The 23,106-nt window shown below is 63.6% G+C and carries 23 protein-coding genes; 14 read left to right on the forward strand and 9 right to left on the reverse strand.

Going from position 1 to position 23,106, the window contains the following annotated elements:
- The first annotated feature begins 74 nt into the window (after nt 1-74).
- The 4 genes from CD932_RS02785 to CD932_RS02800 all read left to right on the forward strand — a co-directional run bounded on the left by CD932_RS02785 (nt 75) and on the right by CD932_RS02800 (nt 5,908).
- On the forward strand, nt 75-1,073 hold the full coding sequence (locus CD932_RS02785) for a CoA ester lyase (protein WP_094441300.1): 999 nt from the start codon (nt 75-77) through the stop codon (nt 1,071-1,073).
- Between the two features lie 13 nt (nt 1,074-1,086).
- Nucleotides 1,087-1,632, forward strand: coding sequence for a hypothetical protein (locus tag CD932_RS02790; RefSeq protein WP_094441301.1), 546 nt, complete (start codon nt 1,087-1,089; stop codon nt 1,630-1,632).
- A 90-nt stretch (nt 1,633-1,722) separates the two neighbouring features.
- Nucleotides 1,723-4,443, forward strand: a complete 2,721-nt coding sequence (gene acnA / locus CD932_RS02795) for an aconitate hydratase AcnA (protein WP_094441302.1) — start codon at nt 1,723-1,725, stop codon at nt 4,441-4,443.
- A gap of 211 nt (nt 4,444-4,654) precedes the next feature.
- Nucleotides 4,655-5,908, forward strand: a complete 1,254-nt coding sequence (locus CD932_RS02800; RefSeq protein WP_094441303.1) for a DUF2863 family protein — start codon at nt 4,655-4,657, stop codon at nt 5,906-5,908.
- 69 nt (nt 5,909-5,977) lie between these two features.
- On the opposite strand, the gene CD932_RS02805 is transcribed toward CD932_RS02800, so the two are convergent.
- Both CD932_RS02805 and CD932_RS02810 read right to left on the reverse strand, forming a co-directional pair.
- On the reverse strand, nt 5,978-6,442 hold the full coding sequence (locus tag CD932_RS02805) for a CYTH domain-containing protein (protein ID WP_094441304.1): 465 nt from the start codon (nt 6,440-6,442) through the stop codon (nt 5,978-5,980).
- A 10-nt stretch (nt 6,443-6,452) separates the two neighbouring features.
- Nucleotides 6,453-7,574, reverse strand: a complete 1,122-nt coding sequence (locus CD932_RS02810; RefSeq protein WP_094441305.1) for a M14-type cytosolic carboxypeptidase — start codon at nt 7,572-7,574, stop codon at nt 6,453-6,455.
- 311 nt (nt 7,575-7,885) lie between these two features.
- Between CD932_RS02810 and CD932_RS02815 the strand changes: the two genes are divergently transcribed.
- A complete protein-coding gene (locus tag CD932_RS02815) occupies nt 7,886-8,542 on the forward strand; it encodes a TetR/AcrR family transcriptional regulator (protein ID WP_094441306.1) in 657 nt (218 codons plus the stop codon).
- On the opposite strand, the gene CD932_RS02820 is transcribed toward CD932_RS02815, so the two are convergent.
- Nucleotides 8,543-10,039, reverse strand: a complete 1,497-nt coding sequence (locus CD932_RS02820; protein WP_094441307.1) for a succinate CoA transferase — start codon at nt 10,037-10,039, stop codon at nt 8,543-8,545.
- Between the two features lie 142 nt (nt 10,040-10,181).
- Between CD932_RS02820 and CD932_RS02825 the strand changes: the two genes are divergently transcribed.
- Nucleotides 10,182-11,069: a LysR substrate-binding domain-containing protein gene (locus CD932_RS02825; protein ID WP_094441308.1), complete on the forward strand. Its 888-nt coding sequence runs from the start codon at nt 10,182-10,184 to the stop codon at nt 11,067-11,069.
- 58 nt (nt 11,070-11,127) lie between these two features.
- Here the strand turns inward: CD932_RS02825 and CD932_RS02830 are convergent, their stop codons facing one another.
- A complete protein-coding gene (locus CD932_RS02830; RefSeq protein ID WP_094441309.1) occupies nt 11,128-12,435 on the reverse strand; it encodes a sugar MFS transporter in 1,308 nt (435 codons plus the stop codon).
- A 320-nt stretch (nt 12,436-12,755) separates the two neighbouring features.
- On the opposite strand from CD932_RS02830, the gene CD932_RS02835 reads away from it, so the two are divergent.
- Nucleotides 12,756-12,974, forward strand: a complete 219-nt coding sequence (locus CD932_RS02835) for a DUF3563 family protein (protein WP_094443413.1) — start codon at nt 12,756-12,758, stop codon at nt 12,972-12,974.
- A gap of 263 nt (nt 12,975-13,237) precedes the next feature.
- On the opposite strand, the gene CD932_RS02840 is transcribed toward CD932_RS02835, so the two are convergent.
- On the reverse strand, nt 13,238-14,941 hold the full coding sequence (locus CD932_RS02840; protein WP_094441310.1) for a lactate permease LctP family transporter: 1,704 nt from the start codon (nt 14,939-14,941) through the stop codon (nt 13,238-13,240).
- 249 nt (nt 14,942-15,190) lie between these two features.
- Between CD932_RS02840 and CD932_RS02845 the strand changes: the two genes are divergently transcribed.
- The 7 genes from CD932_RS02845 to CD932_RS02870 all read left to right on the forward strand — a co-directional run bounded on the left by CD932_RS02845 (nt 15,191) and on the right by CD932_RS02870 (nt 19,875).
- Nucleotides 15,191-15,952 (forward strand): FadR/GntR family transcriptional regulator, encoded by a 762-nt coding sequence (locus CD932_RS02845; RefSeq protein WP_094443414.1) that lies wholly within the window; start codon nt 15,191-15,193, stop codon nt 15,950-15,952.
- A gap of 41 nt (nt 15,953-15,993) precedes the next feature.
- Nucleotides 15,994-16,425 (forward strand): hypothetical protein, encoded by a 432-nt coding sequence (locus tag CD932_RS02850; RefSeq protein WP_094441311.1) that lies wholly within the window; start codon nt 15,994-15,996, stop codon nt 16,423-16,425.
- A gap of 46 nt (nt 16,426-16,471) precedes the next feature.
- The gene (locus CD932_RS29225) at nt 16,472-16,597 is read left to right on the forward strand and encodes a hypothetical protein (protein WP_254926434.1); all 126 of its coding nucleotides are present in this window, start codon (nt 16,472-16,474) and stop codon (nt 16,595-16,597) included.
- 108 nt (nt 16,598-16,705) lie between these two features.
- Nucleotides 16,706-17,755, forward strand: a complete 1,050-nt coding sequence (locus CD932_RS02855; protein ID WP_094441312.1) for an acyl-CoA dehydrogenase — start codon at nt 16,706-16,708, stop codon at nt 17,753-17,755.
- A gap of 1 nt (nt 17,756) precedes the next feature.
- The gene (locus tag CD932_RS02860) at nt 17,757-18,527 is read left to right on the forward strand and encodes a PIG-L deacetylase family protein (protein ID WP_254926435.1); all 771 of its coding nucleotides are present in this window, start codon (nt 17,757-17,759) and stop codon (nt 18,525-18,527) included.
- The gene (locus CD932_RS02865) at nt 18,524-19,168 is read left to right on the forward strand and encodes a class I SAM-dependent methyltransferase (RefSeq protein WP_254926436.1); all 645 of its coding nucleotides are present in this window, start codon (nt 18,524-18,526) and stop codon (nt 19,166-19,168) included. The genes CD932_RS02860 and CD932_RS02865 overlap by 4 nt, the downstream gene beginning before the upstream one ends.
- The gene (locus CD932_RS02870; RefSeq protein ID WP_094441313.1) at nt 19,165-19,875 is read left to right on the forward strand and encodes a glycosyltransferase family 2 protein; all 711 of its coding nucleotides are present in this window, start codon (nt 19,165-19,167) and stop codon (nt 19,873-19,875) included. The genes CD932_RS02865 and CD932_RS02870 overlap by 4 nt, the downstream gene beginning before the upstream one ends.
- Before the next feature lie 30 nt (nt 19,876-19,905).
- Here the strand turns inward: CD932_RS02870 and CD932_RS02875 are convergent, their stop codons facing one another.
- The 4 genes from CD932_RS02875 to CD932_RS02890 form a co-directional block, all read right to left on the reverse strand.
- Nucleotides 19,906-20,238, reverse strand: a complete 333-nt coding sequence (locus CD932_RS02875) for a hypothetical protein (RefSeq protein ID WP_141213154.1) — start codon at nt 20,236-20,238, stop codon at nt 19,906-19,908.
- A 44-nt stretch (nt 20,239-20,282) separates the two neighbouring features.
- Complete coding sequence (locus CD932_RS02880; RefSeq protein ID WP_176460858.1) at nt 20,283-20,795, reverse strand: penicillin-insensitive murein endopeptidase; 513 nt, start codon at nt 20,793-20,795, stop codon at nt 20,283-20,285.
- A gap of 194 nt (nt 20,796-20,989) precedes the next feature.
- Nucleotides 20,990-22,585, reverse strand: coding sequence for a methyl-accepting chemotaxis protein (locus CD932_RS29625; RefSeq protein ID WP_094441316.1), 1,596 nt, complete (start codon nt 22,583-22,585; stop codon nt 20,990-20,992).
- Between the two features lie 91 nt (nt 22,586-22,676).
- A complete protein-coding gene (locus CD932_RS02890; protein ID WP_254926437.1) occupies nt 22,677-23,078 on the reverse strand; it encodes a hypothetical protein in 402 nt (133 codons plus the stop codon).
- Between the last annotated feature and the right edge of the window lie 28 nt (nt 23,079-23,106).

The following is a 23,106-nucleotide window of genomic DNA, read 5'->3' on the forward strand; positions in this document are numbered from 1 at the left end:
TTCGAGGCCGCACCGCGCATGTCGCGGCGCGGCCGTTTGAACAAGTGGCTTTATCATTGGAGACACCTGACAGCATGCACCCTTCCGAGGTTTTATTCCAAGGCAAACGCCAGCCGCTGTTGCTCGCCGCTTGCGACCACTACGCCGGCTCCGAAAAGCTGATGCGCAAATCGATTGCTTTGCAACAAGAGCTTGGCCCCCTGTTCGACATCACCTTCGACTGCGAAGACGGCGCCAGCGCCGGCAACGAAGAAGCCCACGCGCAGTTGGTCGCCGGGCTGCTGGCGAGCGACGGCAATCAGTTCAATCGCATCGGCGTGCGCGTGCACGACATCGGCAGCCCGTTTTTCGCGCGCGACGTGGAGATCGTCTGCGTTGCCGCCCAGCGCATCGCCTATATCGCGGTACCGAAAGTGAACAGCGTGCAGGACGCCATGCTGGCGATCGACCTGATCAACCTGCATGCGCGCCTCGCCGGCCGCGACAACCTGCCGGTGCATATCCTGATCGAGACCCACGGCGCGCTGCGCGACGCGTATGCGATCTCCGCCCTGCCCCAGGTCGAATGCCTGTCGTTCGGCATCATGGATTTTATCTCGTCGCACTACGGCGCCGTGCCGGCCGCCGCCATGCGCACGCCGGGCCAGTTCACCCACCCGCTGGTGGTGCGCGCCAAGCTCGAAGTGGCGGCCGCCTGCCACGCCCACGGCAAGGTGCCGTCGCACAATGTGACCACCGACGTGCGCGATTCGGCCGTAGTGGCCAACGACGCCCAGCGCGCGACGGCCGAATTCGGCTACACGCGCATGTGGAGCATCCACCCCGACCAGATCAAACCGATCATCAAGGCCTTCACGCCGCGCCTGTCCGAGGTGAATGAAGCGAGCAACATCCTCAACGAGGCGCAGCGCGCCAACTGGGGACCGATCGCGCAGAATGGCCGCTTGCATGACCGCGCCAGCTACCGATATTATTGGACCGTTTTGCAGCGCGCCAGACTGGCGGGCCTGGGCCTGCCCGAGGCGGCCGCTGCATTACTGAATCCGCCCTTGACCAGCACCACCGAAAACTGACAGGAATAACACGATGTCCCTCTCCAAATTAGCCCTCGCCTGCAGCGTCGCACTGGGCGCCATGACGCTGGCGCTGGCGCCGGCCAGCTACGCCGCCACCGAGACCAATGCCACTGCCAAGGCCAAGGCCAAGGCCGCCAAGGCCAAGGCGAAAGCGCCGGCCAAGGCCAAGCACGCAAAGCCGGTCGCCATGCCGGCCGAGCCGAACGAAGAAGCCGACGAACCGGACACCACCGGTTCGGCCACCACCGAATTCAATTGCGAACTTGGTAACAAGATTACCATCTACAGCAATGCCTCCGATGACTCCCACATCGCCCTGCGCTGGCAAAAGCGGCTGCACCGCCTGAGCCGGGTAGGCACCACCACCGGCGCCCACCGTTTTGAAAATCGCTTGTACGGACTGATCTGGATCGGCATCCCGGCCAAAGGCATGCTGCTCGATTCCAAGCAGAACCGCCAGCTGGCCAACGAATGCAAGGATGCGGAGCAGGCCAAGCCGACGCTGGCGACCGAAGCGCCGGTGTCGTTGGGCGTCATCAAGCCGGCCGGCGGCTGATGTGCGCGGCAAGAGTCCCCGGCCGGGGACTCGGTCATGGTTGTAACGCTCAATAATCAATAAATAGACGATACCCAACAAGGAGAGGTCATGTCCCGCAACACTTTGAACACGCTCAAGGACTTTAGCATTTCAGCCAGCAAAAAGGGACAGCTCTACTCCCTGCCGGCACTGGCAACAAGCCTGGGCATTAATGTCTCGCGCCTGCCGGTGTCGATCCGCATCGTGCTCGAATCGGTGCTGCGCAACTGCGACGGCAAGAAGGTTACCGAAGAGCACGTCAAGCAATTGGCGAACTGGAGCCCGACCGCCGAGCGCACCGACGAGATCCCGTTCGTCGTGGCGCGCGTGGTGCTGCAGGACTTCACCGGCGTGCCGCTGCTGGCCGACCTGGCCGCCATGCGCAACGTGGCCGCCAAGATGGGTATCGACGCCAAGAAGATCGAGCCGCTGGTGCCGGTCGACCTGGTGGTCGACCACTCGGTCACCATCGATCACTACCGCGAAAAGAAAGCGCTGGACCTGAACATGAAACTGGAATTCTCGCGCAATAACGAGCGCTACCAGTTCATGAAATGGGGCATGCAGGCTTTCGACACCTTTGGCGTGGTGCCGCCGGGCTTCGGCATCGTGCACCAGGTCAACCTGGAATACCTGGCGCGCGGCGTGCACACCACCGGCAAGAAAGCCGGCGACGTGTACTACCCTGACACGCTGGTCGGCACCGATTCGCACACCACCATGATCAACGGCATCGGCGTGGTCGGCTGGGGCGTGGGCGGCATCGAGGCGGAAGCGGGCATGCTGGGCCAGCCGGTGTACTTCCTGACGCCGGACGTGATCGGCGTCAACCTGTCGGGCGCGCTGCGCGAAGGCTGCACCGCCACCGACCTGGTGCTGACGATTACCGAACTGCTGCGCCGCGAAAAAGTCGTCGGCAAGTTCGTCGAGTTCTTCGGCGAAGGCACCGAGTCGCTGACCCTGACCGACCGCGCGACGATCGCCAACATGGCGCCGGAATACGGCGCGACCATGGGCTTCTTCCCGGTCGATGACGCAACCATCGATTATTTCAAGGGCACCGGCCGCAGCAAGGCTGAAATCGACGCCTTCCAGGGCTACTTCAAGGCGCAAAACCTGTACGGCGTGCCGAAAGCCGGCGAGATCGACTACACCCGCGTGGTGGAACTGGACCTGGCCTCGGTGGCGCCATCGCTGGCCGGCCCGAAACGCCCGCAAGACCGTATCGAAATCGGTAACGTGAAGGCCAACTTCGCCGAACTGTTCGCCAAGCCGACCACCGAAAACGGCTTCAACAAGAACCCTGCCGACCTGGCCGCCGTGTACGAAACGACGAACGGCGTGAAAGTGTCGAATGGCGACGTGCTGATCGCCGCGATCACCTCGTGCACCAACACCTCGAACCCGAGCGTGATGCTGGCCGCCGGCCTGCTGGCGAAAAAAGCCGTCGAAGCGGGCCTGAAAGTGGCGCCCCACATCAAGACCTCGCTGGCCCCCGGCTCGCGCGTGGTCACCGAATACCTGACGGCTGCCGGCCTGCTGCCCTACCTGGAAAAACTGGGCTTCGGCGTGACCGCCTACGGCTGCACCACCTGTATCGGCAACGCCGGCGACCTGACGCCGGAACTGAACGCTGCCATCACCACGCACGATATCGTCGCCTCGGCCGTGTTGTCGGGCAACCGCAACTTCGAAGCACGGATCCACCCGAACATCCGTTCGAACTTCCTCGCCTCGCCGCCGCTGGTGGTCGCCTACGCCATCGCCGGCAACATGACGCGCGACCTGATGACCGAGCCGGTGGGCAAGGGCAAGGGCGGCCGCGATGTCTACCTGGGCGACATCTGGCCAAGCTCGGCCGAAGTGTCGGCCATGATGAAGTTCGCCATGAACGCCAAGGTGTTCAAGGAGAACTACGCCGACGTCAAGGGCGCGCCAGGCAAGCTGTGGGAAAAAGTCACCACCGTCTCCGGCCAGGTCTACAACTGGCCGAAGTCGACCTATATCGCGGAACCGCCGTTCTTCGACAATTTCTCGATGACGCCGGCGGCCGTGGCCACCGGCATCGAAGGCGCGCGCGCACTGGGCGTATTCGGCGACTCGATCACCACCGACCATATCTCGCCAGCCGGTTCGATCCAGGAAAACGGTCCCGCCGGCAAATGGCTGAAGGAAAATGGCGTCCTGAAAGCGGACTTCAATTCCTACGGCTCGCGCCGCGGCAACCATGAAATCATGATGCGCGGCACGTTTGCCAACGTGCGCATCAAGAACCGCATGATCCCTGCCAAGGCCGACGGCTCGGCGGTCGAAGGCGGCATCACGATCCACCAGCCTTCCGGCGCACAGATGTCGATCTACGACGCAGCCATGAAGTATGTGGCCGAAGGCACGCCGACCATGGTATTCGGCGGCGAAGAGTACGGCACCGGTTCGTCGCGCGACTGGGCGGCCAAGGGCACCCAGCTGCTGGGCGTGAAAGCCGTGATCACCCGCTCGTTCGAGCGCATCCACCGCTCGAACCTGGTCGGCATGGGCGTGTTGCCGCTGCAATTCATCGGCGACGACAGCGTGCAGACGCTGGGCATCACCGGCGAGGAAACGTTCGACCTGAAAGGCCTGGAAGGCGAGATCAAGCCGCAGCAGCTGGCAACGCTGGTGATCCACCGCGCCGACGGCAGCGTGCAGGAAGTGACCGTGCTGCTGCGTATCGATACCCCGATCGAAGTCGATTACTACAAGCATGGCGGCATCCTGCCATTCGTGCTGCGTCAGTTGCTGGCCGAATAAGCCACCCCTGGTCGCATCCTGTGAAAAACGCCGGTTCAGACCGGCGTTTTTTTTGTGCTATTTTGCTGGCGCAGACTTGAAATCGGGACAAGCGCCATGATCTGCATTCAGCTTGCGCATCCATGTGGCCGAATCCTCTACAATACGGTTATAGGGGTTATCATTGTTTGACTGATCCATTTTTTTCACTTTCCGAGACTCTTATCCCGCTATGCGTCGTCCTTCCAAAGATTCATCCCACAAACTGACTGCCGACAGCCAGCGCCTGCTCACCCTGGCCCAGGCGATCGTGCAGGCAGCGAGCCGTCTCGAAGAGCGGTCCTGGGAACACAGCCTGGATACGCATCTCCAGAAGTTACTCAAGACCGGTCATCAGGACACTATCGACAACACCCTGGGCGCCCTGTTCAAGGAAGACCTGAACGCCTATGACGTGCTGATGGACGGCGTCGAAGCCGTCAGCGAAAGTACCGTCATCACGCATGAGGACGTGCGCTACGATGCGCTGCTGGTGGCCGTGCCGATCCTGGCGTGGACGCGCTTCTCGATCGCCTCGGGCAGCATTGGCGCCGACGCCCACGGCGTGCTGTCGATGCACTTTGCCGCCCACCTGCTGGCCGACGGCGCGAAAATGGCGATGGCGCCCACCTTGTACTCGATCGATCAATTGCCGCGCAGCCATGTCGAAACCTATGCCAAGACGCAAAAACTGGCGCAGGCGGCCCTGAAGGGCTCGTCGCTCAAGCCTTCAAACAAGGAGCCTGAAACGGCGCCCTTCCTGGCCGACACGCGCTACCTGCTGGTGGCCGTGGTGGCCCCAAGCGGCGCGCCGCTGTTCCGCTGGCAAATGCCGGCCTTGCAGAACGACTTCATCGTCGAGCGCAGCGCGGCGCTCGATCAATGGCGCGTGCAGGCGACGCCGACGATTACCCGTTTGTTGCCCGGCTGCGGCCTGGAATTGCTGCTGCCGGAAGCGTATTACGTGGCCTGCCGCGAAGCAGACAAGCTGATCCGCCCCGTCTCCGTGCGCGCCGCCGTGCACTACCTGACGCACACGCTGGCGATCGAGCCGTCGGAACTGCGCGCCGTGATCGCCGGCTTCGGCGAAGAATCTGCGGATGGCCAGGTCGACGAATACCGCATCGCCTTCACCTTGCGCCAGGCGCCGGAAGTGATCTACGGCATCGTCTGGCCGCTGTATGGCCAGGAAGACGAGGACGGCACGCCGATCGAAGGCCTGCTCCAGGTCGGCATCGCTGCGCTCGACAAGCAGAAAACCCCGGTCGATGAAATCATCGACCACCTGAACACGGCCGGCGTCACGCAGATCAAGCGCCATGCCGAGCGTTATGTGGGCGAATACTGCGACGACTGCGGCGCCCCGCTGTTTGCCGACCCGGTCGGTGAACTGGCGCATGCGGAAATGCCGGAAGATACCCCGCAGGGAACGGAACATTTCCACTGATCTGGCGGCACTTCAAAAGCAAAAGGCGGAACCGCGGTTCCGCCTTTTTTACGAGTCAAGCCACCGCCATCACCATTGCGAATACGGATGGCGGATCAGGTTCGCATTGTAGTAGCGCGCGTCATGGGACACTTCCTCGCCGGCCCAGTCCGGCTTGTCGAACGGCTGGTCTTCCGAGTGCAGTTCGATCTCGGCCACCACCAGGCCAAAGTTCGCACCCAAAAACTCGTCGACTTCCCACACCATGCCCGCATACATGATGCGGCGCCGGTATTTCTCGATCAGCGGCTGCTCGCACAGGCCGTCGAGCAGCTCGTTGGCGTCCGCCAGCGGTATTGGATACTCCCACTCGCCACGGCTGTTGCCCACGTTCGCGCCCTTGATGGTCAGCATGGCGTGATGGCCTTCGATGCGCACGCGCACCACGCGCTCGCGCGTGGACGACAGATAGCCCTGGCGCAGCAGCACCGGCTCGGCCAGCGCACGCCAATCGTCATTGGCGAGCAGGAATTTACGTTCGATCTCGACGCCCATGGTCAAGTCCTCAATCGAGCGACAGCAGGATAGGCTGCAGCATGGCCGCACCCAGTGCCGCACTGCGCGCGCCGTTCCAGCCCACGCTTGGCTCGGGCAAGTCGGCGTTGTCCTTGAACGGCATTTCCAGAGTCAGCGCCAGGCACTGGAAATGGTGGCCGATGTATTTCGAGGCCAGGGTCAGCATGTCGGACTTGTACTTGCTGGCGGCATAGCCGAACTTGTCCTGGAAATCGGGACTGGCCTGCTTGTAGCGCTCGATGAAGGCCTTCTGGTGCGCGGCCTGGGCCGGCGTGAAGTTTTCCAGCATCTCGTTGCCAGCCACAAAGTTGTACGGCAGCGCTTCGTCGCCGTGGATGTCGAAGAACATGTCGACGCCGGTTTCGTGGATCTTGTTTTTCACGCACAGCACTTCCGGGCTGGACTCGGGCGACGGCGTCATCCATTCGCGGTTCAGGTTGGCGCCGGCCGCGTTGGTACGCAGGTTGCCGCGTATCGCGCCATCGGGATTCATGTTCGGCACGATATGGAACACGGCGCGCTGCAAGAGTTTGCGCGCGATCGGGTTGGCGTCGTCGAGCAGGGAGTCGATCAGCCCTTCGACAAACCACTCGGCCATCGATTCGCCCGGGTGCTGGCGCGCGATGATCCAGATGGTCTTGTCGGCCTGCGGGTTGCCGATGGTAACGAGGTTCATGTCGCGGCCGTCGACCGTGCTGCCCAGGTCGGACACGCGCACCAGAGGATGCTCGGCCACTTCGCCCAGCAGGCGCAGATGGCGTTCCCACGAGTACGGCTCGAAATACGCGTAATACACGCTGTCGAGTTCCGGCGTATGCGTGATCGTCATCACCTGGCCATCAAAGCTGGTGGGCACGCGGAACCAGTTTTCGCTGTCGTAGCTGGCCACCGCCTGGTAGCCTTCGTAGCCGGCCGGATAGGTGGCCTGGCCGGCGTTCAGCAAGCGCAGGGTGCAGGCCTGGCCGCGTGCGCCTTGCAGGCGGAAATGGAACCACTGGTGGATGTCGGCGTGGCTATCCTTGCGCAACTTCAGGTCGATGGCGCCCGCGCTGGCGGCGCTCACCACCAGGATGGCGCCGGAGTCGAAGTTCTGGCTGATTTTAATGGTCATGTAACGATCCCGTAGAGATATAAAGGCGTTGTCAGTGCCACGGCGCAAGCTGCTGGAGCGCGCCGCAACGGCAAAACCGCAGTGTAAGCGATCCCGCCATTTTCCGCCCTTTGGCCGCATACGCAAAGCCTGGCCGGTGTTTTTTTGCACCATTGAGGGGCATCTTTGGCAAACCGCATGATTGCGCCGAAAAAAAACGCCATGCTTTTAAATTAAACGTTAAAAAATTGAATTGTAACAACACTGGAAACATTTCATGCCCCATGGCACCCCTATAATTCTCTTTTTTAAGTGACTAATCAGGAAAGAGTGTGGACAAGAAGTCAAGCAATATCCAGGAAAGAAAACTGCGCGAAGCGCAGGCACGCCGCGAGCATATCATCGCGGTAGTCAAGGACCTGATCAAGAAAGGCGGCGCGCGCGCCGTCTCGATCCGCAAGGTGGCCGAAGCGGCCGGCTTTTCCACCACCGTGGTATACGCCCTGTTCCGCGACAAGGCCACGCTGATCGGCGAGGCCATGGACAAGGATCTGCTGGCCCTGGTGCACGCCATGCGCAGCGCCAGCGAAGCCGGCGCCGGCATCTGGGAGCGCATCAATCTGGTGGGGCGTGCCTATGTACAGTACGGCCTGCGCCACCGCGACGAATATGCGCTGCTGTTCATGGAACTGCGGCCCCACGCGGCCATCGGCGCGGTCGAAATGGAACGCGGCAATATCGAACAGGACCCGTATGCCTATGCGCTGCACCTGTTCGGCGAACTGGCGCACAGCGGCCAGGTGCGCGCCGGCGAAGCGGCGCTGCACGCCATGACGCAGATCTTCTGGCAATCGCTGCACGGCCTGGTGTCGCTGCGCATCGTGATGGGCGAAGGCGAGCCGCACACGCCGCATCCGGCGCCGGGCGCCCATCTGGACGACTTGCTGGCGGTAGTGACCGAAGGCATACGGCTGCGCTTTGCGCCCTGACTATTCAGGCACGAGCATGCTGCCGCTCTCCTGGTAGCGCGCATGCCATGACAGCGCCTGCTCCAGCAGATGCGGCGTATGGCCGCCACGCTGGCAGGCCGCCTCGTAATAGGCCCGCAGTGGCGCCCGGTAATCGGGGTGCGTGCAGCGCGCGATGATCAGGGGTGCGCGTTCGCGCGGCGCCAGGCCGCGCAGGTCGGCATAGCCCCATTCCGTCACCAGCACATCGACGTCATGCTCGGTATGGTCCACATGCGAGACCATCGGCACCACGCTCGACACGCGCCCGCCCTTGGCGGCCGACTTGCTGACAAACATCGATATCTGGCCGTTGCGCGCGAAGTCGCCCGAGCCGCCTATGCCGTTCATCATGTGCGTGCCGCACACATGGGTGGAATTGACGTTGCCGTAGATATCGAATTCCAGCGCCGTATTCAAGGCGATGATGCCGAGGCGGCGCACGATTTCGGGATGGTTGCTGATCTCTTGCGGGCGCAGCACGATCTTCGAGCGGTAATGGTCGATATTGTCCATCAGCTTGCGGTGCACGCCAGCCGACAGGGTGATCGACGAGGCCGAGGCAAACGCCAGCTGGCCCGAATCGAGCAGTTCGATGGCGCTGTCCTGCAGCACTTCCGAATACATGGTCATGTCGTGGAAGGGCGAACCGATCAGGCCGTGCAACACGGCATTGGCGATGGTGCCGATACCGGCCTGCAAAGGCAGCAATTGCGGCCCCATGCGCCCTGCCGCCACCTCGCCTTGCAAGAAGGCGATCACATGGCCGGCAATCGCCTGCGTTTCGGCATCGGGCGGCAAGGCGTTCGACGGGCTGTCGGGACTGTCGGTGATGACGATGGCGGCGATGCGGGCCGGGTCGATGGCGATCGCCGTGCCGCCCAGGCGCTGGTCGACGCGCGTCAGTGGGATCGGCTCGCGGCCAGGCAAGGATTGTGGAATATAGATATCGTGCAAGCCTTCCAGCGCCAGCGGCGTCGACAGGTTGATTTCGATGATCACCTGCGCGGCCTGCTGGGCAAACGCGGCCGAGTTCCCTACCGACATGGTGGGGATGATGGCGCCGGCCGCCGTGATGGCGGTCGCTTCGATGACGGCGATATCGACGGCGGCCAGGTTGCCCGAGCGCAGCTGCTCGGCCGTTTCCGACAGATGCTGGTCGACAAACATTACCTGGCCGTCATTGATCTTGCCGCGCAAGACAGGATCGACCTGGAACGGCATGCGGCGCGCCAGCACGCCGGCCTCGGCCATCAGGCCGTCGCTGCCATTGCCCAGCGAGGCGCCGGTGATCAGGGTCAGGCTCAACGGCTCCTTGCGGGCACGTTCGGCCAGCGCGCGCGGCAAGGCCTTGGCGTCGCCGGCGCGGGTAAAGCCGCTCATGCCGACGCGCATGCCGTTGCGGAACAAGGTGGCCGCCTGCTCGGCGCTCATGATTTTGTCGAGCAAGCCCGGGTGGCGTATGCGATCCTGATACATCGAAGTCTCCTGTTATGGCAATAGTTGGCGCTCATGCCTGCGCGCCATTGGTGGCTTCAGTATAAAATCCTGCATACATGCATGGCATGAATTAATTTCGACATATCCAGTCGCAATTTTCATGCTTTGAAAGCCCTCTATCGTGGATATCCGTTCCCTGCGCTATTTCGTGGAAACCGTGCGCCTGTCGAGCTTTACGCAGGCGGCCGAATCGCTGCACCTGACCCAATCGACGATCAGCAAGATGGTGCGCCAGCTCGAAGACGAGGTCGGCGCCCAGTTGCTGGTGCGCGACGGGCGCAAGCTGAGCCTGACCGACACCGGCCGCATCGTCTACCGGCATGGCCAGGAAATGCTGGCCAGCATGCGCCAGCTGACGCTGGAAGTGCGCGACACGCAGGCACTGGCGCGCGGCAGCCTGACGGTCGGCATTCCGCCGATGATCAATCTGCTGTTTACACCGGTGCTGAAAGCGTTTCGCGCGCGCCATCCGCAGATCGAACTGACCTTGCAGGAAGACACCGGCCAGCAGATCGAGCGCAAGGTGGCGGCCGGCGAGCTGGAAATCGGCATGACGGTGTTGCCGGCCGATCCGGAGCTGGAACTGGTGACGGTGCAAGTGGCCAGCTACCCGCTGTGGGCACTGGCCGAACCGGGCACCTTCCAGCCGGACCGCACGACGCTGCCGTTCAAGGCGCTGCTTGATTTGCCGCTGGTGCTGCTGAAAGATGATTTTGCCCTCACGCGCAGCCTGCGCCAGCAGTTTGCGCTGGCCGGTTTCACGCCGACCATCGCCGCCCAGAGCGGCCAGTGGGACTGGCTCGTCGCCATGGCTTCGGCGGGCCTGGGCGTGGCCTTGCTGCCCGAACCGTTCATCGCCCGCCTGGCCGGCGAACCGCTGGCGGCGGTGCGCATCGTCGAGCCGGAGCTGGCCTGGCAGGTGGCCCATATCTGGCACGGGCGTTACCTGTCGCATGCGGCGCGCGCCTGGCTGGCCGTGTGCCAGGAGGTGCTGGGCACGAAGTTCTGAGCCCTGAATGCAAAAAAGGTGGCCGCAGCCACCTTTCTTGCATTCAAACTGGCGCGCGTTATTTTACCGCCGCATCATCGTTATACATGCTGGCGTATTTCCAGCCGAAGTAGAGGATGAAGGTGTAGCACAGCGCCGGCACCAGGAAGGACAGTTGCAGATTCATGTGGTCGGCCAGGAAACCCTGGATGAACGGCACGATGGCGCCGCCGACAATGGCCATGCACAGGATGCCCGAGCCCTGGCCGGTCTGCGCGCCCAGCTTGTTCAGGGCCATGCTGAAGATGGTCGGGAACATGATGGAATTGAACAGGCCGACGGCGATCAGGGCCCACATGGCGGTGTGGCCGGTGCCGAACACGGCAACGAGAATCAGCGCGATCACGATGGCGGCGTTGAAGGCCAGTGTCTTGCCTGGGCTGACATAGCGCATCACGGCAAAACCGACGAAGCGGCCCAGCATGGCGCCACCCCAGTAAAAGCTGACGAAATGCGCGGCGTCGGCCGGTGTCAGGCCGGCGATATGCTGCTCGCCCAGGAAGTTGATCAGGAAGCTGCCGATGCTCACTTCGCCGCCCACGTACAGGAAGATGGCCAGCGCGCCCAGCACCAGGTGGCGGTGCGACCAGATCGATACCTGGTGGCCGTCGCGCGACAGGCTGACGGCATCGTCCGCATGCGAAATCACCGGCAGCCTGGCCAGCGCGAACAGCACCGCCAGCACCACCAGGGTGGCGGCCAGCGCCAGGTACGGCCCCTGCACGGCGGCCGCTTCCTTGGCGCGATACGCCAGTTGTTCGGCGGCCGGCAGCAGATCGAACTGCTGCACCGTCAGTACCGTGCCCGACAGGATCAAAATGCCGCCCAGGGTCGGCGCCACCGTGGTGCCGAGCGAATTGAACGCCTGCGTCAGGGTCAGGCGGCTCGATGCCGTTTGCGGGTCGCCCAGTTCGGTCACATACGGATTGGCCGCCACCTGCAGCACCGTGATGCCGGACGCCAGCACAAAGAAGGCCAGCAGGAACAGCGCATAGCTGCCGGTCGACGCCGGGTAGAACATGGCGCAGCCGGCGGCGGCGATCAGCAGGCCGGCGACGACGCCGCGCTGGTAGCCGATGCGCTTGATCAGCGCGCCAGCCGGCATGGACACGATGGCATAGGCGCCAAAGAAACAGAACTGCACCAGCATCGCCTGCACATAGGTGAGCGTGTAAATCGAGCGCAAATGGGGAATCAGCACGTCATTCAACGATGTCAGCAGTCCCCACATGAAAAACAGCACCGTGACAATGATCAGGGCGCCTGTATTGTTTTGCGCGCCGGCCTGCGTGGCACGCGCGCCCTGGCCTTGCTTTACGTATTCCATACCTTCTCCATTTCCGTTCCGAGATTGTGTCGTCTTGCAGTTTGCTTATATCTGTCATGCGCCGCATCGCGGATCAGTCAGCGTCGGGGTCTGAAAACAACATCAGCAAGCGTTCAAGTATCGTAGTAATACTACTTCATTATGGGTGCATTATGCCTGAAAGGCCCGAATTGCACAGCTTTCACCATCATTATTCGATAATTGAATAGCTGACATTTGAAATCGAAAGTATACTTATAACTTGAAAAGGCTATACTTATGTTGCGGTGCAGCAGTTGCTACACCCCCACTAACCGGAGCCTGCCATGTCGACCACTTTCATGTATCACAGCACCCCATCGAACAACCTCGTTGCCACCCTGAGCAACATCGTCAAAACCATCGGCACTTTCCTGTCGCAAAGCCCCGACCACCGCGAACGTGCTTACGAAGAAGCCTACCTGGCCGAATCGACCGACCGCTATGACCTGGAATACCGCATGCGTGAACTGTCGCGCGCCCACCCGCAGCCAAGCTGGATGAGCGGCCTGGGTCGTTAAGCAATCGTGCAATACCTGGATGTACATGCAAGAACAATACCCCTGTCCGCGCCCAGCGCGCCAGCGACAATACCGATAGCACCATCCTGCTCGCCTTGCGCTTGAGCACAGGATGGGCCATGCGAGGGCCACGCTGCGCGTAGCCAACCCGGCATTGCACCGGGCCAGACTCGGTATGCTGCAATGCATCAAGCAATTTCGCTAATGCATTGATAATCTTTTGCTAGTTTTACTACGAGATTCTACTGAGGCTTTCAGGAGCCTTAGTGGGGAATCATGCCGGTAAACACATACGCCTGCAGCACCGTGATGATGCCGATGACGACGGCGAACAGCAGGCTGTGCTTCAAGGTGAAACGGAACAGGTCCGACTCCTTGCCCACCAGCCCCGTTGCCGCGCAAGCGACGGCGATCGATTGCGGCGAAATCATCTTCGCCGTCACGCCGCCCGTCGTATTGGCCGCCACCAGCAAGGTGTCGGAGACGCCGATCTGGTGCGCCGTCGTGTGTTGCAGCGAACAGAACAAGGCATTCGACGACGTATCGGACCCCGTCAGGAAGACGCCCAGCCAGCCCAGGAAGGGCGAAAAGAAAGGGAAGGCGGCGCCGCTGCCGGCCAGCAGCAGGGCCAGGGTGGACGACATGCCCGAATAATTGGCGACAAAGGCAAACGCCAGTACCAGGCCAATCGACAGCACGGGGTTGCGCAGTTCCACCACGGTTTCCACAAACGCCTTCACGCCGTCGCGCGGCTTCATGCGCAGCATCAGCATCGACAGCACGGCGGTCAGCAAGATCGCCGTGCCGACGGCCGACAGCAAGTCCAGCTTGAACACGGCGTCATACGCTTTCGGCACGGCGACGATGGGCACGGTCTTGATCACCAATTGGTCCAGATACGGCACGTGGATCTTGACGACCAGGCCGACCAACGCGCCGCCAGCGGCAAACAGGGCCTTGAAGCCGGGCAGGCTCCAGACGGTGACGATTGCCGTCAGCAGGCCGAACGGCGCCCAGGCGCGCATGGTTTGCGCCATCGTGTAGGGCGAGGCGGCGCGATGGCCGCTGCCGCGCACCGTGCCGGAAGACGCGCCGCCGAAGCCGGACAAGGCCGCCGCGCCAGCGCCGACGAGGTTGACCACTTTCGCGCTCTTCGGCTGCCAGACTTTCAGGAACAGCGTCAGCGACACCAGGCTGACCAGCGCCGAGGTGATGTCGGGCAGTTCGGGACCGATGTAGTTGGAGGTGAAATACTGGGTCACGGCGAAGCTGCCGCCGGTCACCAGCGCGGCCGGCCACACTTCGCGCACGCCGCGCAAACCATCCATCATGAAGACCAGCCAGAACGGCACCAGCAGCGACAGCAAGGGCAACTGGCGGCCCGCCATGGCGCCGATCAGGAAGGGGTCGATGCCCGTCACCTGCCCCGCCACGATGATCGGGATGCCCATGGCGCCGAAGGCCACCGGCGCCGTATTGGCGATCAGGCACAGTCCGGCCGCATACAGGGGATTGAAGCCCAGGCCCACCAGCAGGGCCGATGTGATGGCCACGGGAGCGCCAAAGCCGGCCGCCCCTTCCAGGAAAGCGCCGAAGGCAAAACCGATCAACAGCACCTGCAGCCGCTGGTCATCCGTGACCGACAGCACGGAGGCGCGGATGATCTCGATCTGCCCCGTCTTGACGACGATCTTGTAGAGGAAGACGGCCGTGACGATAATCCAGGCGATCGGCCACAGGCCATACGCGAAACCGTAACCGGCCGCCGCCAGCGCCTGCGGCACGGGCATGCCGTAGGCGAAAATGGCGACCATCAGCGCCAGCGCCAGCGTGACGGCCGCCGCCACGTGGCCCTTGATGCGCAGTGCCGCCAGGGCGATGAAGAAGAAAATGATGGGCACGGCTGCCGCCAGCGACGACAGCCACAAGCTGCCGAGCGGTGTATAAAGTTGGGTCCAGGTTTGCATCTCGGGTCTCCTCCGGTGGATGGCGGGTGAATGAAAAAACGGCTGTTGCTGTATTTTTTATGTCGCGCGTGCGCCGCCGCCGGGCCTGTTTATGCTTGCTGCCGGCACGCGTCGAGCAGGTCGGCCAGGCTGCGCGGCGCCACGATGTATTGTCAAGAAGGACTGCGTGACGCATAATTCCATCTTCCAGCGGCCAGTTCAAATTGCTCGGACCACTTTAAAACAACACTCTACGTAACGATGGTGACGATGGCGACAGGCATGCAAGCGCGGGGCAGAGTGGAAACGGTGATGCGCCTTCTGGAGACGGCATTGCTTGACGGTAGCCTGCCGGCCGGCGCGCAACTGCCGGCCGAACGCCTGCTGGCGCAGCAATACGGGGTGTCGCGCAATACCGTGCGCGAGGCCGTGCAGCGGCTGGCGGCGCGCGGCCTGGTGCGCAGCCGGCACGGCGCCGGCGTGTTCGTCACGGACCAGCTACGCACGGGCATCGCCTCGCCGTGGAGTCAGCTGGTGGCGGACCACCCCGCTCTGCGCGACGACATCCTGGAGTTTCGCCGCGTGCTCGAAGGAGCGACAGCCTACTTTGCCGCGCAGCGGGCCAGCGCCGACGAACGCTCGCAGATCCAGTCGCTCCTGACGGAACTGGAACAGGCGCGTGCCGCAGACGACCAGCATGGCGAGGCGCAGGCCGATGCGCGCCTGCACGAGAGCATCGCGCAAGCGTCACACAACACCATGTTTTTGCATCTGCACACCAGCATCATCGGCATGCTGCGCGAACACATCACCCTCAATGGCACCGGCTTGCGCCAGCAGGACGACGCCACCTCGCAGCAGTTGCTGGCGCAGCACCGCACCGTCTGCGAGGCGATCTGCGCAAAGCGGCCTGAAGAAGCACGCACGGCGATGCAAAGCCATATCGATTTCGTGCGCACGCGCTTTACCAACATGGACGATGCAGATTCACTGGTAGGACCAATTGACAAGCAGGCCGGCGGCGCGGCGTAAAAACTGCTACCATCGGGCGCCGCCACCTTACCCGAGATGCCATGACCGTCCTCTGCCATACCCATCCGCTGGTCGTGCAGCTGGAAAACACCTTGTTACCGCTGTTCCGCGCCGCGCTGCCACCCATCTGCCTGGCCGCGCCGCAGGTGCTCGCTTCCGTATTCGCCTTTTCCAGCGGCTCGGCCGCCGCCTTCGAGGCCTACCACTTCGGCATTTCTTGCCTGCTCAACGACGTGGCCGATAACGCCGCAGAAGAAGTCGCCTTGCTGGTCAGCGTGTCGGAGCTGGGCAGCCACGCGCAGTTGAGCGCGCAAGTGGTCTGGGGCCCGCCATCGGGCAAGGTCGAGGCGCAGGCCGCACTCACGGAAAACAGCATGACGGCACTGCTTGCAGCCCTGCCCGCCCTGCTGTCAGCGCTCAATCAAGCCGTCAGCCGCGCCTGGCAGCCAACGATGACGATTGCAACAATTTAAATGCGCCAGGCCTTCAGGCCGGGGTTTCAACCGGAGTCAGAATTAGATGAAAAAGACACTGACCGTCCTGACCTCCTGCACGCTGCTGGCCGCCTGTGGCGGCGGTGGTTCTTCTGCCGCTCCTGGCAATGGTACCGGCACCGCGCCGCTGCCCGTCTACACCGGCAAATAATGGCGTACGGCGGCGCCGGCAAATACGGATCCGTTTGCCGGCACTGTGCAGGATCGTACATACATAGCAAAAAGACAAAGCTACGCTGTTAAAAAACAGGAGCCTGCCATGTCTGCCAATACCACCGCCCCACCATCGCATGACGCCTTCGGCACTGCGGCCCTGGCCGCCCTGCTGGGGCCCGATACCTCGCTGCCGCCCATCGACGGCCTGCGCCGCCTGATCGATGCCGGACTCGATGATCTGCCCCTGCCCGGCCATGGCGCCACCTTGCGGCGCTGGCAGGCGCTGGCGGCAATCGCCGGCGTTGACCTGTCGCTGCTCAAACTTTATGAAGGCCACACCGACGCGCTGGCCATCCTGGCTGAAATCGACGGCCCCGGGGCGGCGCCCGGCAGCAGCTGGGGTGTCTGGTGCGCGGAAATGCCCGATGCGCGCGTGCGGCTGCGGCAAGCCGCGCAGGGCCACTGGCAACTCGATGGCCGCAAGGCCTGGTGCTCGGGCGCGGCAGGGCTCAGCCACGCCCTGGTCAGTTGCTGGAACGCGGCCGGCGACGCTTGCCTGGCGTCGGTGGCGCTGGCGCAGCCGGGCGTGCACGTCACGCAGGAAGGCTGGCAGGCGGTCGGCATGGCCGGCAGCGCCAGCGTCGACGTGGTGTTTGCCGCCGCCCACGCCACCCCCGTCGGCGCGCCGGGTGCCTACCTGGCCCGGCCCGGCTTCTGGCATGGCGGCGCCGGCATCGCGGCCGGCTGGTATGGCGCCGCCTGCGCCATCGCCGGCTACCTGCATGCGCGCGCCGCACAGGCGGCGCCCGATCCGGTGCGCCTGGCACAGCTGGGCCAGATCGACTGCGCGCTGCGCGCCGCCGGCGCCCTGCTGCGCGAAGGCGCGCGCGAGATCGACGCGCAGCCGCAGCGCGACGCGATGGCTACCGCGCTGCGCCTGCGCCTGACCGTGGAAGACTGCGCCACGCTGGTGCTGCGCCTGGCCACGCGCGCGCTGGGCGCCGCTCCCTTGTGCCGCAACGCCCACTTTGCCCGCCTGGCCGCCGACCTGCCGGTCTTCCTGCGCCAGAGCCATGCCGAGCGCGACCAGGCCACCCTGGGCACGATTGTGGCCGGTGTCGCCAGCGTGGCCAACCACCCCTGGAGCCTGTGACATGCACTTGAAGATGATCCCTGAACAAGAACGCCGGATCGAAGGGGCGGGCACGCCGGACGCTGCCTGGCAGGCCTGGCATGGCCTGGCCGCCCTGCCTTTGGTGACGGCGCGCGAACTGGTGCCGGGCGGCGCCCGCCCGGTAATCGTCGCACCGCACCCCGACGATGAAATCCTGGCCTGCGGCGGCTTGCTGCAACTGCTGGCGCAACAAGGCAGCGAGGTGTTGCTGGTGGCTGTGACCGACGGCGGCGCCAGCCACCCCGGTTCCGCCTTGTGGACTAAAGAGCGGCTGTGCCGCGTGCGGCCCGAAGAGTCGCGGCAGGCGGCCAGCACCCTCGGCGTGGCGCCGTCGTGGCTGCGCCTGCGCCTGCCCGATGGCGGCCTGGCCGGCAGAGTCCGTCCGCTGGCCGCCATGCTGCAGGAAGTCCTGCGCCCCGGCGACACGCTGCTGACCACCTGGCGTTTTGATGGCCACCCGGACCATGAAGCCTGCGGCCAGGCGTGCGCGCTGGCGGCGCGTGCCTGCGGCGCGCTGCTGGTGGAAATGCCGGTCTGGACCTGGCACTGGGCCGTGCCCGGCGACGCGCGCGTGCCATGGCTGCGCGCACGCCGCCTGGCCCTGCCCGACGAAGTGCTGCAACGCAAGCGCGACGCCATGCGCTGCTTTGCCAGCCAGACCGAGGCCGACGCCTCCACCGGCCAGGCCGCCATCCTTGGCCCGCATGCGCTGCAACGCCTGCTGCATCCTTGCGAGGTGTATTTCCGATGAAGCCGACATCGACCATGGGCGATGCGCGCGGCGCCTACTTCGAACAGTTGTACCGGCAGGACGCCGATCCGTGGCGCGTGCGCCAGCGCTGGTACGAAACGCGCAAGCGCACCCTGCTGCTGGCCGGGCTGCCGCAACAGCGCTATCGCAACGCCTATGAACCGGGCTGCGGCAATGGCGAGCTGACGCTGGAACTGGCGCGCCGCTGCGAGCAGGTGCTGGCGAGCGACTTTTCCGACCAGGCTTTGCTGCTGGCGCGGCACCGGCTGGAGGCGGCCGGGCAGGCCGATAACGTCACGCTGGCGCGCCACCGGCTGCCGCAGGACTGGCCGCGCACCGGCAAGGGCGTCGACAAATTCGACCTGATCGTCATCAGCGAGATCGCCTACTACCTGTCGGCAGAGGAACTGGCGCTGCTGGCCGAACAGGCCGTGGCCAGCCTGGCGCCGGGCGGCAGCATCGCCCTGTGCCACTGGCGCGCGCCATTCGCGCAGCGCATCCTGTCGACCGTGCGCGTGCACGACGCCTTCCAGCATGCGCCTGGCCTGCACTGTCTGGTGCGCCACGAGGAAAGCGATTTCCTGCTCGGCGTCTGGTCCAACGATGCGCGCTCGGTCGCGCAGAAAGAGGGGTTCGCATGATCGGCGTCGTCGTTCCCGTGCATGACGAAGAGACCTGCCTGACCGCCTGCCTGGAAGCGCTGACGGTGGCCGCCACCTGCGATGCGCTCGCCGGCGAAGCAGTGTGCATCGTCATCGTGCTCGACGCCTGCAGCGACCACTCGCAGCGCATCGTGCTCCATCACGCGATGCGGGCCGACGCGCGCTGGCGCCTCGACTGCATCGCCATCGACGCGCGCAACGTCGGCGCGGCGCGCGCCGCCGGCGCGGCGCTGCTGCTCGAACGCGGCGCGCGCTGGCTGGCATTTACCGACGCCGACACCTGCGTCGCCCCCGACTGGCTGCGCAGCCAGCTGCTGCAGCGCGCCGACGCCGTCTGCGGCACCATCGGCATCGACGACTGGTCGGCGCACGCGGATCACGCGCCCGCCCTGCGCGCGCATTTTGCCCGCACCTATACCGATGCAGACGGCCACCGCCATATCCACGGCGCCAATCTGGGCGTGTGCGCCCAGGCCTACCGGCGCGCCGGCGGCTTCGCGCCGCTGGCCTGCAGCGAAGATGTGGCGCTGGTCGCCGCCCTGCAAGAAACGGGGGCGCGCATCGCCTGGAGCGCCGCCCCGCGCGTGACCACCAGCGCGCGCCGCGACGCCAGGGCCAGGGGTGGCTTTGGCGACACCTTGCTGCAGGTGGTGGGGGCGATGGCGGCGCCGGCGCTCAGTGGATAAGGGACGCTGTACCTGATGCGCGCAAGCGCGTCAGCACACCGCGCCAGCATCGCTTTTTCCCTTGCGCAGATCAAGCCCGAGGTAGCAGGTCGGGCCATCCTCTTTTGTGCGCACGCAGAGCAAATGGCCTCTGCGGCGCTCGCGATAACCTGCCGCCCCGCTGCAGGCGTCCTGCTTTTTGATGTCCGGCCCTATCGAATCGAACAAGTCGCTTGCACTGCGACCTTTGAACCGGAATGACACATGGGCATCGGCCGCTGACGGAGCTTGCATGTCCGCCAGACTGCCGCCATAAATCTGGTAACTGCCATTCAATGACCTGGCTTCGGCGGACGGTTCGCTGTTTGCAACTGGAATGTTCAAGGATGTGAGAAGAAGAACACAATAAACGAGCACGCAAACGCTTCTCATGGGCGCCACCGCAATTCGACGTGAAAATGATCATCATGGCGCATTGCATAACGCACCCGACCGCCGCCGATAGCGCGCTGCACCTTCTCATCATTAAAATAGATGACTCTGACCGTCACATGCCACGCAAAAAGCTGTATCAACTTGGTTGTCGCTTCACGGTCGTAGACATCGTCAAAACGTGTGACCCGTGCAACTTGACCGGTAACTTTGTCTTTCCTGACGGGCCGTATATCAACCTCGATACCCCTTCTGTGAGTAGCGTGCCCGTCATACTCCTCACCACCATCAATACTGATATTTCCAATTCCAAATTTTCTATCGTCAATGGCCTGCCACTCGCGTTCAATGCAGAGTATCAAAGACATTAAAGAAGGATGCGCGTATTGCGCCAAGTGGCCAGTGTGGGGCCTGCCTCCAACATTGCCATATACATAGTAGCCTGCCCCTTCTGGAGCCTGAGGCAACATAAAATAACCACGCCTGTCCATCGGCTGAACTTCAAGCATGACTGACTCCCTCGCGATACCCCATTGATGAAAAATGCATTCATCATTTTCCCTGTGCCTGCCGCAAGGGAATTGTGCAAAGTCAACCATATCAGCCTGTCAGCAGACTAAACCATGCCCTCGCGCGGCCGGCCAATTGACGGGCCTTGCGGCGGCAAATCCATGGTGCGTTCTCCCAGGATGCTGCGCTATCGCTACATGGCGGCCGCCAGCTGCGGCGCCCGGCCGCGACGGACCGGGCTCGCCACTATGGCGGCGACGACGGGCTCACCGCCGTCGCGCAGCTGAAAGACCGACAAGACCTCGCTCAGGTGACCGGTCTGCTCGCGCAGCGACTCGGCCGCCGCCGACGCCTGCTCGACCAGCGCCGAGTTCTGCTGCGTCATGCCGTCGATGCTTTCGATCGCCTGGCCGATGCTCTCGATGCCACCGGTCTGCGCGCGGCTGGCGGCGGTAATATCGGACATGATGTCGGCCACCTTCCTGACCGACTCGACGATATCGCCCATGGTCACGCCGGCCTCGTCGACGAGCTTCGAACCGATGCCGATCTTCGCCACCGAATCGCCGATCAATTCCTTGATTTCCCTGGCCGCGCCGGCGCTGCGCTGCGCCAGGTTGCGTACCTCGCTGGCCACCACGGCAAAGCCGCGCCCCTGCTCGCCCGCCCGCGCCGCTTCCACCGCCGCGTTCAGCGCCAGGATGTTGGTCTGGAAGGCGATGCCGTCGATGACCGCGATGATGTCGACAATTTTCGTGGCCGAGCCGTTGATGGCGCCCATCGTGGCGACCACTTCATGCACCAGCTTGCCGCCCTTGGTGGCAATCGCCCTGGCCGACAGGGCCAGCGAATTGGCCTGGTTGGCATTGTCGGCGTTCTCGCGCACCGTCACGGTCAAGGTCTGCATCGAGCGCGACGTCTGGTCCACGCTGCCCGCCTGCGACTCGGTGCGCGCCGCCAGGTCGGCGTTGCCCGCCGCAATCTCATGGCTGGCCACATTGATCGTCTCGGCCGACCGCTTGATCTCGGACACCATGCTGCCCAACTTGTCGCGCATGTCCTTCAAGGCCAGCAACAGGCTGCCGCTGTCTTTCGGATCGGTGTGGATCTCCATCGACAGGTCGCCGTCGGCGACGGCGAGCGCGATGGCGCGGGTATATTCGGGTTCGCCACCGAGTTGCTGCCAGATGGTGCGCACCACGAAGAACGACGCGCCCGCCAGGGTGCCGATGACGATCAGCGCCACCGCAATACTGCTCACCAGAATGCGGCCGACGCTGGTCTGGCTTTGCACGATGCCGGCGCTGAAGCGATGGCGCGCATCCTCATTCGTCTTGAGCAGGTTGGCGTTCAAGGTCTTGAGCGCGCTTTGCATGCTGGTCACGGCACTGGCGGGATCGCCCTGCTCGACTTCCAGCATGATGCGCGCCGCCCTGAGCGCCGGCGCAAAATAGGCCTCGAATTGCTGCGTCAATTGCGCGCCGTTGGCACTTTGTCCATCGATCTGGCCGAAGGTTTTCAGTTTCACGCGCAGCCTGGCCGCTTGTTCGGGCAATTGGGACAGGCGATTCTTGTCGCCTTCGGCCACCGAGTCGCGCAGCGCATCGGAAATGGCGCCGATGTCGGCCGTCAGCGCCTTGGCCGTATCAAGCAGCGGATAGTCGACGGTCTCGGTGGCGTGAATCGACTTCTGTGTTTCAAACACCAGGTAGGTGCTGACCGCCAGGCCGAGCGCAAAGACGGCGGTTGAAATCAAGGGCAAGGCCCAGATTTTCTGCTTGATGCTCATCTTGAGCCTCTTGTGAAATGATTATGTTCTTGAACATCCCACACGGCGAAGCGCGCCATCGCGCCTCGCATCGCCGTGTGGCGATTCAAACTTACTTGATGGTGAGCAGCACTTTCACCGTCGCATCGACCGCGCTTTTATCGACATAGCCGATGATGTTGGGATTACCCGCCACCAGGGTCTTGACCGCCGCGCTGTCGCCGGCGTCCTTCGGCGGCTGGCCTTTGCCGCTGAAAATCTGCTTCGACCAGTAGGCCTTCAACTGCGCGCCGGTCTTGCCGGATACCTTGGCATAAAACTGCTCGCGCACCGGCGAGCCTTCGGCCTGGTCCACCGGCACCGCCTGTCCCGCGCCGGGCAAGCTGCTGTTTTTGCCCAGGAAAAGATCGGACGCCTGTTCTTCGCTTAGCGCCGTGGCCGTACTTTTCGCCGAAACAATCACGACAACCTCCGCGAACGCAGGCAGCGACAAGAACAGCAGACCGGCCGCCATCATGGACATACTGGTTTTTTTGGAAATG

Source organism: Janthinobacterium sp. PC23-8 (assembly GCF_002250505.1).
Lineage (GTDB): Bacteria > Pseudomonadota > Gammaproteobacteria > Burkholderiales > Burkholderiaceae_D > Janthinobacterium.